This window comes from Drouetiella sp. (assembly GCF_059504425.1).
The window spans coordinates 313,477-326,359 of record NZ_JCACIN010000046.1 but is presented as its reverse complement, the minus strand read 5'-3'; the positions used below and the strand labels follow the sequence as shown (position 1 = coordinate 326,359).

Annotated in this window: 10 protein-coding genes; 2 read left to right on the top strand and 8 right to left on the bottom strand. The window is 52.1% G+C overall.

What is annotated here, in order from left to right; genetic code table 11:
- Positions 1–87: 87 nt before the first annotated feature.
- The 3 genes from AC5JMP_RS12145 to rimO all read right to left on the bottom strand — a co-directional run bounded on the left by AC5JMP_RS12145 (position 88) and on the right by rimO (position 3,819).
- Positions 88–867 (bottom strand): 3'-5' exonuclease, encoded by a 780-nt coding sequence (locus AC5JMP_RS12145; protein ID WP_495851720.1) that lies wholly within the window; start codon positions 865–867, stop codon positions 88–90.
- Between the two features lie 69 nt (positions 868–936).
- The gene (locus AC5JMP_RS12140) at positions 937–2,397 is read right to left on the bottom strand and encodes a DEAD/DEAH box helicase (protein ID WP_495851719.1); all 1,461 of its coding nucleotides are present in this window, start codon (positions 2,395–2,397) and stop codon (positions 937–939) included.
- 54 nt (positions 2,398–2,451) lie between these two features.
- Positions 2,452–3,819 carry a 30S ribosomal protein S12 methylthiotransferase RimO gene (gene rimO, locus AC5JMP_RS12135; protein WP_495851718.1) on the bottom strand — a complete coding sequence of 456 codons (1,368 nt, stop codon included), beginning with the start codon at positions 3,817–3,819 and terminating at the stop codon, positions 2,452–2,454.
- Positions 3,820–4,312: 493 nt separating this feature from the next.
- Here rimO and btpA point away from each other — a divergent pair, with 493 nt between their 5' ends.
- Positions 4,313–5,209: a photosystem I biogenesis protein BtpA gene (gene btpA / locus AC5JMP_RS12130; protein ID WP_495851717.1), complete on the top strand. Its 897-nt coding sequence runs from the start codon at positions 4,313–4,315 to the stop codon at positions 5,207–5,209.
- A 188-nt stretch (positions 5,210–5,397) separates the two neighbouring features.
- Positions 5,398–6,336 carry a vitamin K epoxide reductase family protein gene (locus AC5JMP_RS12125; protein ID WP_495851716.1) on the top strand — a complete coding sequence of 313 codons (939 nt, stop codon included), beginning with the start codon at positions 5,398–5,400 and terminating at the stop codon, positions 6,334–6,336.
- 399 nt (positions 6,337–6,735) lie between these two features.
- On the opposite strand, the gene AC5JMP_RS12120 is transcribed toward AC5JMP_RS12125, so the two are convergent.
- The 5 genes from AC5JMP_RS12120 to AC5JMP_RS12100 all read right to left on the bottom strand — a co-directional run bounded on the left by AC5JMP_RS12120 (position 6,736) and on the right by AC5JMP_RS12100 (position 12,640).
- A complete protein-coding gene (locus AC5JMP_RS12120; RefSeq protein ID WP_495851715.1) occupies positions 6,736–7,512 on the bottom strand; it encodes an ABC transporter permease in 777 nt (258 codons plus the stop codon).
- The gene (locus AC5JMP_RS12115; RefSeq protein WP_495851714.1) at positions 7,509–8,453 is read right to left on the bottom strand and encodes an ABC transporter ATP-binding protein; all 945 of its coding nucleotides are present in this window, start codon (positions 8,451–8,453) and stop codon (positions 7,509–7,511) included. Before AC5JMP_RS12115 ends, AC5JMP_RS12120 begins: the two co-directional genes overlap by 4 nt.
- A 238-nt stretch (positions 8,454–8,691) precedes the next feature.
- Positions 8,692–9,702, bottom strand: a complete 1,011-nt coding sequence (locus AC5JMP_RS12110) for a hypothetical protein (protein WP_495851713.1) — start codon at positions 9,700–9,702, stop codon at positions 8,692–8,694.
- Positions 9,703–10,018: 316 nt separating this feature from the next.
- Positions 10,019–11,611: a gamma-glutamyltransferase family protein gene (locus AC5JMP_RS12105; RefSeq protein WP_495851712.1), complete on the bottom strand. Its 1,593-nt coding sequence runs from the start codon at positions 11,609–11,611 to the stop codon at positions 10,019–10,021.
- An 18-nt stretch (positions 11,612–11,629) separates the two neighbouring features.
- Positions 11,630–12,640: a tetratricopeptide repeat protein gene (locus tag AC5JMP_RS12100; protein ID WP_495851711.1), complete on the bottom strand. Its 1,011-nt coding sequence runs from the start codon at positions 12,638–12,640 to the stop codon at positions 11,630–11,632.
- Between the last annotated feature and the right edge of the window lie 243 nt (positions 12,641–12,883).

Sequence of the window (12,883 nt, the reverse complement as noted above, 5' to 3'; positions counted from 1 at the left end):
GATGAAGACTATTTGCTCAAGGTCTTGTGTGGTTAAGATGCGTTCGCCCTGAGGGCAGTGCTGAATCGCGTAAAAGCAACGCCACCTTTACAGCAAGGAAAGCTGATTCTCTTGCTGCTCGTAGAATACTTTCTCCACATCGCCCCGTCGGTACATCCAAGTGCCACTGCTCCCGCGACCCACAAACCGCGAGGCTACCTCTGCAAGGCGGGATCGCCCTTCAGCTTGCGAACAGCCCAATAGCCGCGCCGCATATTTGAGGGGCAACCACTGTCGTGCAAATCGAGCCAGCAGCACCTGATCCTCTTCGGCGTTAATTTCAGTGAGCAGTTGCTCAGCCAATAGCCAACAGGCGAGGGTATCGGCGGCAGCGCGGTGAGATTTGCCCACGTTAAATTGGAAATGGCGCACCAGATCAGGCAAACTGCGAGAGGGCAAATCCGGCAGCATTAGCCGAGAGAGCTGAACCGTGCAAAGCTGCTGATCCTCTGGGCGATCGAAGGCTAAACCCAATCGGGCAAACGCTGTCTGCAAGAAACCATAATCAAACTCAAGGTTATGAGCCGCCAAAATGCCGCTGTTGAGCAGCGGCAAAAAGGTGGGAAGAATCTCAGCGGCGAGGGGTGCAGTCTCCACCATTGCCTGAGAAATGCCCGTAAATTGAACAATCTTTGCAGGAATTCGCTCTTGGGGATTGATCAGGCTCGTCTGCTGCTCAAGAACCCCTTCAGCCAAAGTCGCCCGAATCACAGAAATCTCTGTCAGGCGACTGGTGGTGGCATATCGCCCTGTGGTCTCCACATCGACGATCGCCAGGGGCTGTTGGCTAACCCAACGGTAGTAACGCAGCAACTCAGAAGAAAGCATAGAGGAAGTTCCTAAAAACTGAGAGGTGTACTGCTCGTACCAAGAGGCGCAAGCAGTACACCTCAAACTCTACGGCTTAGAAGGAATGCGGGGCTTGTCTTTCTTGACAATAGGCTTGGACTTGGGACCGCCGTGACCGCCACCGTGACCGCCGCCGTGACCGCCACCATAGCTGCGCTGTCTGGGTTCGTCCATCATCATGCCGTCATCATTACCAGGCTGATCAACCCGCATCCAACTTGGGCGAATTTGGTCATACGCCATCTGTAGAGCTGCTGCTGCAATCGTATGGGGATCAAACTCCTCGCTGAGTTGAGAGATGATCGGCAAGAAGGAAGCCATGCGCTCACCCGTAAGGGCTTCACGGAGCTGCTCTTGCAATTTGTGTAGATGACGAGCCTCAATTTGGGCACGGGTTGGAATGGTGCCGATTTCCAAGCGCTGACGAATGTGGTGTTCGATATCTCGCAGCTTACGCTTATCAAGAGCATGGAGCAGCGAGATGGCTACGCCCTCCTTGCCTGCCCTACCCGTCCGTCCAATCCGGTGAACGTAGTTCTCAACGCTGTCAGGCATATCGTAGTTGATCACATGGGTGAGATCTTCTACGTGCAGCCCACGAGCTGCGATGTCAGTCGCCACAACCCAGCGCACTTGACGCTGACGGAAGCGAAGCAGCAGACGCTCTCGCTGGGATTGGCTCAAGTCGCCATGATACTCGTCGACGCTGTGCCCTGCAGACTGCAACTGACGAGTCAGATCGGCAGCAGCTTTGCGGGTGCGGACAAAGATCAGAGCCGACTCTGGATCTTCCATTTCTAAGATGGGCTGAAGTGCTCTGCTCTTCGTCCAGCCGCGTGGCACGATATAGACCACCTGATTGATTCGAGTGGGAGCTGCCTTGGGCTGCTCAACCGTGACGGTGACGGGCGATCGCAAGAACTTAGCCGCCAAAGCTCGAATGGAAGGCTCCATAGTTGCTGAGAAGAAAGCAGTTTGGCGTTCGGCGGGAGCCTGTGCCAGAATCCTTTCGACATCTTGAATAAAGCCCATGTTCAGCATTTCATCTGCCTCATCTAGCACCAGCCAGCTGAGGTGATTAAGCTTGAGGTCGCCGCGCTTCAGCAGATCCAGCACTCGTCCGGGGGTGCCCACGACCACCTGAACGCCGCGCTGCAGACGACGAATTTGCAGGTCGATCGCTTGACCGCCGTAAATTGGCAGAATTTGTAGGCGGCGATCTTCGCTAAAGGTGCGCATGGATTGATGCACCTGAACAGCAAGCTCACGGGTTGGGGTGAGAATGAGCGCCTGAACGGCGTTGCTGTTGAGGTCAATCCGCTCCAGCAAGGGCAGCGAGAAAGCGGCTGTTTTACCTGTACCTGTTTGCGCCTGACCGACGACATCGCGCCCAGCCAGCAGGTGAGGAATGGCTTGCGCCTGAATCGCGGTTGGCTCCGTAAATCCTGTTTTTTCCAGGTGGCGAACAACGGTTTCAGACAGACCAAGACTATTAAACGAAAGCGTCATTGAAAACTCCTTTAAGAGGGTGAATTTTGAGCGTATGAACTGAGATGTATGGGCTTAGGACGTATGAACAGAGACACGGCTGATTGCGCCTCTCAATTGAGTTGAAGTATCGGCAACGTGACCGTAAAGGTCATAGACATCGGCATCGGCGATCGCCACCGGAATCATCGATCCCAGACGCGCATCTCCCTGGACATAGACCAATCCATCAACCTCAGGCGCAAAGCGAGCCGATCGCCCCACCAATTCCCCAGTCTCAGGATTTTCTTGTTCAACCAACACATCAACAACTTTGCCAATTTCTGCCCGATTCTTTCGCAGCGAGATCGGCTGCTGCACAGTCATCAAGGCATCCCGTCGCTCATCCATAACTTCTTGCGAAATCTGGTTAAGCATGTCATGGGCGGGTGTTCCTTCTTCGGGAGAGAACGTGAACACCCCAACGTGATCGAATTCATGGCGCTGGACAAACTGGAGCAAATGCTGGAAATGCTCATCTGTCTCGCCAGGGAAGCCCACGATGAAGGTCGTTCGCAAAACCGCGTTGGGCAAGGCGGCTTTAATGCGATCGATAATTTTGTCGTTTACCTGCCCTTGCCAGGGACGGTTCATGGCTTTCAGCACCTCAGGGTGAGAATGCTGAAGCGGCAGGTCGAGATAGGGCAGTACGTTTGGCGTTTCTCGCATTGCCTCAATCACTTTCGGAGTCAACCCAGTTGGATAAGCATAGTGCATGCGAATCCAAGGCACCTGTACCTTGCCCAAGGCTCGCAGCAACTCTGCCAACCTCGGTTCGCCGTACAGATCCAACCCGTAGTTGGTGGTGATCTGCGAGATCAGGATAATTTCCTGAACGCCCTCAGTAGCCAACTGTTCGGCTTCAGCAACAATCGACTCAATGGAGCGCGATCGCTGATTGCCCCGCAGATGAGGAATGATGCAAAAGGCGCAACGATAGTCACAGCCCTCCGCTACCCGCAGGTAGGCGACTCCCTCAGTGGTAGTTCGGTAGCGAGGCACCGTTTCATCGGCAATGTAGACGGGGTCAACAGAAATTTCGCTAACCCGTTCTCCCGTCTCTGCCCGCTGGATTACGTCAACAATTTTGTGATAGTCACCCGTGCCTACAACAGCCACAGCTTCTGGAATTGCGTCCAACAATTCTTGCTGAAAGTGCTGTGCCATGCAGCCCGTAATGACGATCTTTTTGTTGTCTTCTGCTAGCTCTACCAGCGTCCGAACCGATTCTTCGCGGGCTGACTGGATAAAGCTGCAAGTATTGACAATAACATAGTCTGCCAGCTCCTCGTTGGAATCTACCTGATATCCAGCTTGAACCAGCAGACCGAGCATATGCTCTGTATCAATTCGGTTTTTTTCGCAACCTAAATGAGAGACGGCAATAGAGAGTTTGTTGCCCATGCAGGTGATGTTTTTTGAGACTTCTAGTGTGACAAAGTTGCCAATTTTCAGGTTGTGGCGATCGCTTCATCAACGGGCTAGACTTCTGTCTCTAGAGCTATCCCAACTAGGTTGGGAGGCATCGTTAACTGCAATCGCACGGATTGGCGCGGCGGCTTACTTCAGACGTGGCTTACCCATTTGTAGCCTGTATCTAAGAGGTAACTTCAAAGGGCTTCGAGAACTGAACTCTTGATCTATGGATCTAACCCAGACCTTTAACAATCAAGTTCAGCCCGTCTCAGGCAGGAAGTACAACAATCTTAACACAAATACTTCGATAATAAATAGCTCACGACACAGTTCAATGGAGATCTCTCAGGTCGGAGGCACACTGTTAGAGTAAATTTAAGTAGTAGAGGGGACACCTCTGCCTTGCGTAAATTTTCTTGGCAAGTTTCCTTGAATATGCTTGAATCCCGATATCAATTCGCCCGATATCTATCTTAGACCAGTGGACTTGAAACAAACCTTTAAAACTGTAAATCCCGTAATCGGCGTTGTGCATTTGCTGCCGCTTCCTACCTCTCCTCGTTGGGGTGGCAGTCTCCAGGCAGTGATCGATCGCGCTGAGCAGGAAGCCACGGCACTTGCCTCTGGAGGCGTAGATGCCATCATTGTCGAGAATTTCTTTGATGCACCGTTTGCTAAAAGCTGTGTTGATCCGGCTGTGGTGAGCGCTATGACTCTGGTGGTACAGCGCTTGATGAATCTGGTGACGCTGCCGATCGGGTTAAATGTCTTGCGTAATGATGCTCGGAGCGCCATTGCGATCGCCACCTGCACTCAGGCCCGATTCATTCGGGTTAACGTGCTGACGGGCATTATGGCAACTGATCAGGGCTTGATTGAAGGGGAAGCCCATACGCTACTGCGCTATCGGCGAGAGTTGGGCAGCGATGTCAAGATCTTGGCGGATGTGCTGGTAAAACATGCTCGACCGCTGGGTTCTCCTAATCTAACTACGGCAGTCCAGGAAACGATCGATCGCGGTTTGGCGGATGGGGTAATTTTGTCGGGCTGGGCAACCGGAAGTCCTCCTACTCTGGAGGATCTAGAGCTGGCGAGTGCTGCTGCTAACGGAACTCCGGTGTTTATTGGCAGCGGCGCTAGCTGGGAGAATATTCCTCAGCTGATTCAAGCTGCAGATGGTGTGATTGTGTCTAGCTCGTTGAAGCGGCGTGGCAAAATCGATCAGCCGATCGATCCAATTCGCGTTAGCCAATTTGTGGAGGCCATGCGGCGCAGTCTGGCGGCTCAAGGAGCAGTTCAAGGAGTTGTCAAGTCGGATGCGGCGATCGCCGCGCTGGCTCCCAATTCGCAGGTTGCAGGGCTATCAACCTCAACGTAAATTTGTGCGTAGGTTTGTGCGGCGCGAACCTTTAGCATAAAACTTCTGTGTTCCTTGAGGTTTTCAAATAGGGCACTTTATGTTTAAGTTTGAGTCAGAATGGATTACAGGTAAGCTGCTTGTTAATCTAGCGGTTCGATCTGATTTTTTACTTTGCTCTCTCTGAAGCCTCTTGCAACTGGAGCCTTATGACTAGCCGTCGTCGTCAAATTCCCTGGATGTACCGTCAATCGCGGTATTTGATTGCTGCGGTTGCTGTTCTGGGGGCGCTAAATACGGGATATATCACTGCTACTAAGCTATTTGGGGGAGAAACAGCCTGCCCGACTAGCGGCTGTGAACAGGTGCTTTCTGGGCCGTATGCCACTGTTTTCGGGTTGCCTTTGGCGCTGTTTGGTTTGCTGGCTTATGTGGGCATGGCTGCTTTTGCGCTGGTGCCGCTGGCGGTGAATCCTGAGAAGGAGCGATCGCAGCGATCGAATCTAGAAAACCAAACCTGGCTGCTGCTGTTTGCGGGAGCGACGGCAATGCTGGTGTTTAGCGCCTATCTGATGTACATCATGTTTTCTCAGTATGTGGCGCTTTATGGGGCAAAGGGGTTGTGCTACTACTGCCTCGCCTCTGCGATTTTTGCCCTAACGCTGTTTGTGCTAACGCTATTTGGGCGTGATTGGGAGGATGTGGGGCAGCTTTTCTTTACGGGAATTTTGGTGAGTATGGTGACGATCGTGGGGACGCTGGGCGTTTATGCGAATGTTAACGGCTCTGCTGTGGCAAATCCTGATGCGCCGGGTCGGGCTGCGCCTGCTATTACGACGTTATCAGGTCAGTCAGAACTTCAGCTTGCTCGGCATTTAACTAGCGTTGGGGCGAAGATGTACTCTGCCTACTGGTGTCCGCACTGTCATGACCAAAAGCAGTTGTTTGGGAAGCAGGCTGTGGCAGTGTTGCCAGTGGTGGAATGTGCGCCTGATGGGCGTAATTCTCAGACTGCGCTGTGTCAAGAGAAGAAGATTGAGGGTTTCCCGACTTGGGAGATTAATGGCAAAATGACTTCGGGAACGCAGACGCTTCAGCAGTTGGCTGATTTGTCGGGCTATACAGGATCACGGGACTTCAAAAACTAGACCTCTTGCACTAGACCTCTTGCAAATTAGGTTTAGTGGTGGCTGCGCTCCCCACTAAACCTAGTCCCAAAACTTTAATCTGAAAGAGGTCTACTAAGGGCTGGAATGGTTTTGAGGTTTGAGAAACAGCCGAACAGCCTTGGGGGATTCCCCCAAACCCCTAGCGGAGGACGGGCGCGTCCCCCACACCCCCTCCGCATCAGGCTTTAGATGAGTCGTTGGGATCGCTTCGCATTGGTTGGGCAGATCGGGGGTGGCTGTTTACTAGAGGTGCTTTGACCGATCGCCCAGGAATTTCCAATTACCTCCAAAATCTAAAGTTCAAAATAAAGCTGGCTTTACTCGGTCGGCTTTTTGGTCTGTAAGTTTGGTGGCCTCCAAGTTTAGTAGCCTCCAAGTTTAGTAGCCTCCAAGCTTGCCTCGGCGCTTGGTTTCTCGTTCTGACCAGCGAAAGAGGAGCATTCCCAGACTGAAGTAGAGGGTGCCGTTGAGGAGGGCGATCGCCCATCTGCCGCCATCTAAAGCTTCGCCTCGTGCCATAACGTCACGTAGCAAGCCTGCGCCCGGAGCCATGGGCATACAGTAGCCTAGGATTTTCATGCCGCCTGTCCAGCTTTCGATGGGAGCGGTAAATAGAAACAGAAGTCCGAATTGAAAGATGCTGAGAGCTTGCTGAACTTGCTTCAGAATTAGGGCTAACGATCCCATAATGAATGACAGACCGTATGCCCCTAGCAAAACGGTGAGCAGGGGTAAAACCAAAATTAAGGGAAAGCTGATGTTGCTTCCCGTAAGGGCAACGATGATCAGTAAAATGCTGATGTTGATAACGAGGTTGATCAGGAGACTGGCGATCGCCCTTGACAAAAAGACCTGCGATGCGCCGTAAGGGGAGAGAAAAACTTGCTCTAAGGTTCCGGTTCTAGCCTCATCCTGGAGATTGCCTGAGATACTGCCCTGAATGAAGATCATTAATGTCCAAAGCACGTAGCCAATGATGATTGAGTCGAAGCGATCGCCAAACTGAAAGCCTCCCCCTGCAACATATCGGGTGCTCAAAAACAAACCATAGAAAATAATGGTGGTGCCGACGATGCCACCAATGATTTCGGCGGAGTAGCGGGTAGATTGAATGAAGCTCCGTCTTAATTCCGCTAGAAAGAGTTCAAATATCATGGGTTGGTGCCTAATGTACTGCTGCCTAATGCATTGCTGCCTACAAGCTTCAAGAAAATTTCTGTCAAATTAGTCCGATCTTTCTCTAGGCGCACCAAAGGCAAGGGCTTGAGAATATCCAAAATGGGATAGAGCAGCGTAATGTCTTCAACAAGGATGCGATCGCCCTCTACAACTGCCCCCAGCGCCCCAATTTTTTGAGTGCGATCGTCATCAAGCGGCAGTTCTAGCTCAATTCGGTAGGCGGTACCGGAAAACTGCCGGATTAACTCAGAGGTGGGTTCTTCGATGACGATTTTGCCTTGGCTAATAATGGCAACGCGATCGGAGAGTTCTTCGGCAATATCAAGCTGATGGGTGGTCAGCAAAATGGCGCGTCCCTCCGCCGCGATTTCGCGCACGAGCTGCTTGACGCTTGCGGTGGCTTCTACATCCAAACCCAAGGTCGGCTCATCTAGCAGCAATAGCTGCGGATCGTGAATCAGGGAAACAGCGATCGCTAATTTCTGCTGCATTCCACGAGACAGCTTCTGCACCTGGCTATGGCGCTTGTCCGTCAAGTCAAATCGCTCTAGCAGAGTTTGGGCACGCTGACGAGCTACCTTGCGGGTTAGCCCGCGCAACACGCCAAAATATTCTAGATTTTCTTCGGGAGTCAGCCGCCAGTAAACGTTGCGGTTGCCCTCTAGCACGGCTCCCACGGATCGCAATGCCTTGGGATCGCGATGCGGATCGCGTCCGACAATTCTGACGCTGCCGCGATCAGGCAAAATCAGTCCGGCAATCATTTTGATGGTGGTGGTTTTACCTGCGCCGTTTGGCCCCAGGAAAGCCAGGACTTCTTTTGCGGCTAAGGTGAGGGAAACTTCTTGAACAGCAGCAACGGTCTTTTGACGATCGCGGTAAATCTTTTGCAGGTGAACTGCTTCCAAAACATTCATGTACAAGCGCCAACCAATCAGAACATCGCCTCATGGCGCTTCTTTATGATGACACTGGAATCAAGAGGTCGGGATGCCGTTTGTCTGCTGTTGGCTATTTCTGAGAGGGAAGCTTCACATCCTTCCCAAGCTTCATAGCGCTATGTAATTAAGTTAGGACAGGTTATTTTTGAGAGCCGCGCTCCACGCGGCTCTCAAAAATAACTCATTGGATCTAAGCGCGTAGCGCCGTAACAGGCTACGAAGCGCAGTAGCGATTGATATCACTAACCAAGGGGGACTCGCGATCGGTTGCTGTTTTCAGCGCAGCAAAGCTGCTTTGAGCCACCTCTGGGTTTTCATTTTCTGCGGCTTCAACGATGGCGCGAGTAGCGCTGCCTGTGTCTAGATACATTGACACAAATCGGTTCTGGAAACCCGCAAGCTGCGGATCGGTAAGCTGTAATGCCTGCATTTCGTTGGCAAAGCGATCGCTGGCTTCGGCAATCCCAGACATGGCTGCTGTGCTGCCTGAATTTGCGCCCTGGGCAATGCCCTGCACGGTGGAAACGGCTTGATTGGCTACAGCAATGAGTTGACCGCATTGTGCGGCACGGCTAGGCTCTGCACTTAAACGCAGGGTGTTAGCAGGCGCTTCAGAACTCACGCGGCTAAACAGAACGCTAGCGGGAAAAGCCTTGTTCGCAGGAATTGTGCCTGTCGAAGCCGATCGCGTGCTGACCTGATAGCCGCCAACAATTATTTCAGCATCGGCATTGTAATCCTGATAATCTGCATTTACCCCAAATAGATTCAAGATAAAAATCGTGTTGCCTCGCTGTTCTACAAAGGAAACAGCGTCTAAAGCATTGCCCTGTGGGTCGCGCCCTAGCCAGTCTATGCGTAAGCTACCATCGGGCTGAGATGAAGATCCTTGCCACACTAGATCTGAGAGCCGCTTTTCATACTCTGATTTGAGAGAGGCTTCCAGTTGGGCAATGCTAAGCACGTTGCCCTGAGCAGATCCGTAATCGACAGAACCTCCAAATCTTTGATCGGGCGAGGTAAAAGCAATGCCGCTGCCCGTCTGTTCATAGGTGTAGCCTTCTGGCAGCGAGATTTCAAAGAGTCCTGTAGGTTCGCGGTAGATTTGTCCTTGCACTTGTGCCAATTGCTCGACGGCAAGAGGAGCGGCGATCGCAGGCTCCCAAAAACTCGAAATTCCACCCATAGCGATCAGGGCAACAGCGACAAATACTTTAGATGTCATAAATCTTACTCAGCGCGAAGAAATTTGAGCCTAGCCTAGTCGATAGGATTAGTCTTCGGCAAGGTGATTTGTACGCTGTGGCAATATAGCTGTCGCCAGTTTGCTTAGGACATTTAGAGTGGGGCGCTTCACGCCCCACTCTAAATGTCCCCGTCCTAACCGCTTGGCGGTTGCTATAAGAGTTTAAAGGTTCAAAATCACAAATTTATGGGACTTACGCATTTTTGTTATGTGTGGTGGGCTGCGCCCACCACACATAACAAAAATACACTACAGCTAGAGGGCTTGCGTAAGTCCTAATTTAAAGTTGCGTCCTTTATCCTGCCAACGCCAGCCCATCTGCGCGGGGTTCGGAGGCGGCTACCAGCACACCATTTTGCCGTAAGATCATCTGCCCTTTGCCAAAGGGACGCGCTTCTGCCATCACCTGCACGGCATGATCGCGATCGCTCAAGCCCAAAGCTAACGATCGCGGTACCGATTGCTCCAGCAGCACGGATCTACCTGTCGTGTAGCACCAGCGAGGCGCATCCAAAGCCGCCTGGGGGTTCATGCCATAATCCCTCAGATTGACCATCATTTGTAGATGTCCCTGCGGCTGCATATGGGCGCCCATCACGCCTAGAGGGCCTAGGGGGCGATCGCCTTGACTCAAAAATCCTGGAATAATCGTGTGAAAAGGTCGCTTGTTTGGGGCAAGACAGTTGGCGTGATCTGGCTCTAGCGAGAAGCCCATGCCGCGATTGTGCAGGGCAATCCCCGTGTCAGGAATCAGAATGCCGCTGCCAAAGCCCTCGTAGTTAGATTGAATAAATGAAACCATTAGGTCTTGATCGGCAGTCGCCAGATAGACCGTGCCGCCCTGGCGAATGTGAGGATAGGCAATAGTGGCGCGATCGCTCACCCGTTTTCTGCGCTGGGCAGCGTAGCTTTTATCTAGCAGCTCGGCCGCTGAAACCCTCAGCCAATCTGCATCTGAGACATGGCTATGAACATCGGCAAACGCTAGTTTCATCGACTCGATTTGCAGATGAAAACTCTCTACTGAATCTCTGGGATAGCGAGACAGGTCAAATCCTTCCAGAATATTCAGCGCCAGCAATGCCGCAATTCCCTGTCCGTTGGGTGGAATTTCCCACAGGGTCAAATCCCGGTAATCTGTGGAAATTGGCTCTACCCAAAGCGGCTGGTGATCTGCCAAATCTGTGGCGGTCAAGATTCCACCCGTTTCGTCAGCAAAGGCAGCCATGCGGTTAGCCAGTTCGCCCCGATAAAAGCTCTCGCCTCCCGTACTAGCAATTTCTCGCAGCGTTGCCCCATGAGCCGGACTCGCCCAAATTTCTCCAGCTCTGGGAGCGCGATCGCCCTCAAAAAACACTTGTTTAAAGGACTGAAATTCCGGTGCATTCAAGGGCACAAACAAAGCCTCAGCTGTTTGCCATGCCCTTGCCGTCTCTGGAGATACAGGAAAACCCTCTTCGGCGTAGCGAATCGCAGGCGCAAAGAGCTGTTCAAAGGGCAGTTTACCCCAGCGCTCCCAAAGCGATCGCCATGCAGAAACTGCACCTGGCACCGTCACGCTCCGCCAACCAAATTGCGGCATCGTTGCCAAACCCGCGTAATCTGAAACCTGTAGACTTTGAGAGCTTTTGCCCGAAGCGTTTAGTCCATGCGGTTTTCCCTCCCAGACGATCGCAAAGGCATCTGAGCCAATGCCATTAGAGGTTGGCTCAACTACCGTTAGGGCGATCGCCATTGCCAGAGCCGCATCGACCGCATTACCCCCTGCCCAAAACATCTCCATCCCCGCTAGGGTCGCTAACGGTTGGCTCGTAGCCGCCGCATGGCGCTTGCCCATCACCACGCGCCGACCCGAAGCATAGGGATAGCTTGTCAGGTTATCAAACATCTAAGATCCAAAATCCTACTAATACTTATTCGCCCTAGAAAAATCGCCGATCGCACAAGAGACAGTCCTGAGACTAGCTAACACCTGTTGCTCTAGCCGCTCATCTTGCAGGGCTTTAACGACGCTGAGCCGCTGCTCGTGATACTGGATTGCCCTTTCATAATCGCCCAAACTGTCATGCAGGACAGCTAAACTTTCTAGCACCTGCTCTTGAGCGCGAAAATCTCCCTGGAGACGGGCGATCGCCAAACGCTGCTGATGATAGGCGATCGCCCTAGGCTGGTCTCCGAGGGTGTAACAGGCGCTTGCCAGGTTTTTCAGGACTTGCGCTTCGGTCTGGCGATCGGGATCTTGGCGAGCAATCGCTAGGAGTTGCTCGTAGCACACAACCGTTTGAGCATAATTTGCCATCGCATGATGGGCGTTGCCCAAGTTGCGTAACACCTGTCCCTCAACCTGCATATCTGACATCTCGCGGGCAATGGTCAGACTTTTGTGGTAGTAGTAAATCGCTTGAGGACAGTCATTCATGGCTTTGTGCGCCATGCCCAGGTTGTTAAGTGCCGCCATTTCGCCTCGGCGATCGCCATTCTTCTGGGCAACGGTCAGGCTTTGCTGTTTGTAATCTAGCGCCCTGCCATAGTCTTCCAGATGGCGATAGGAGTTCCCCAAATTGCTGAGCGCCTGACGCTCAGTTGGCAGGTCTTTAAACTGGCGGGCAATGGTCAAGCTTTGGTGAGAGCAGGCGATCGCTTCAGGATAGTTGCCCAAAGCATAGTAAATTAGCCCCAATCCTCCTAAACAGCGTCCTTTACCCTGCAAATCTTGCAAATCGCGGTAAGTTTCCAAGCCCTGCTGAAAGGTTTTCAGCGCCGCCTGAAAGTTACGAATCTGATATTGCTCAACCGCTTTTTCTAGAAGACAGTCTGCCTCAAGTTTTCGAGGTTCGGCAAACCGGGCACCGCCGTCTGTAAACCGCTCTGAAAGTGGGACAAACGTTCCATGCTTCTCGTCCACTGACTTCACCATAAATCTAACCTTCTCGACTCTAAAGTCTCGTTTTGATGCCTTACTTTTGTTTCGCTGTTGCTGCCCTGGATGAGAAGTAAATCAGAGAAGGCGAGGAAAACCTTTCGACTGTAAATTCAGGAGCGAATATAGCAACTAAAGCAGCCTAAATTTCTTACCTGCTCTACTTGCCACCTTTCCTGGCTGAATCTACTCAGATATTCTCTCACTAGCTCCATTATTAATTTGTATTTATTTAGTGTT

What these genes read in the sequence shown, in the direction of transcription:
- AC5JMP_RS12145 (WP_495851720.1), bottom strand. Translation starts at nt 867, where the DNA reads ATGCTTTCTTCTGAGTTGCTGCGTTACTACCGTTGGGTTAGCCAACAG.
- AC5JMP_RS12140 (WP_495851719.1), bottom strand. Translation starts at nt 2,397, where the DNA reads ATGACGCTTTCGTTTAATAGTCTTGGTCTGTCTGAAACCGTTGTTCGC.
- rimO (WP_495851718.1), bottom strand. Translation starts at nt 3,819, where the DNA reads ATGGGCAACAAACTCTCTATTGCCGTCTCTCATTTAGGTTGCGAAAAA.
- AC5JMP_RS12125 (WP_495851716.1), top strand. Translation starts at nt 5,398, where the DNA reads ATGACTAGCCGTCGTCGTCAAATTCCCTGGATGTACCGTCAATCGCGG.
- AC5JMP_RS12120 (WP_495851715.1), bottom strand. Translation starts at nt 7,512, where the DNA reads ATGATATTTGAACTCTTTCTAGCGGAATTAAGACGGAGCTTCATTCAA.
- AC5JMP_RS12115 (WP_495851714.1), bottom strand. Translation starts at nt 8,453, where the DNA reads ATGAATGTTTTGGAAGCAGTTCACCTGCAAAAGATTTACCGCGATCGT.
- AC5JMP_RS12110 (WP_495851713.1), bottom strand. Translation starts at nt 9,702, where the DNA reads ATGACATCTAAAGTATTTGTCGCTGTTGCCCTGATCGCTATGGGTGGA.
- AC5JMP_RS12105 (WP_495851712.1), bottom strand. Translation starts at nt 11,611, where the DNA reads ATGTTTGATAACCTGACAAGCTATCCCTATGCTTCGGGTCGGCGCGTG.
- AC5JMP_RS12100 (WP_495851711.1), bottom strand. Translation starts at nt 12,640, where the DNA reads ATGGTGAAGTCAGTGGACGAGAAGCATGGAACGTTTGTCCCACTTTCA.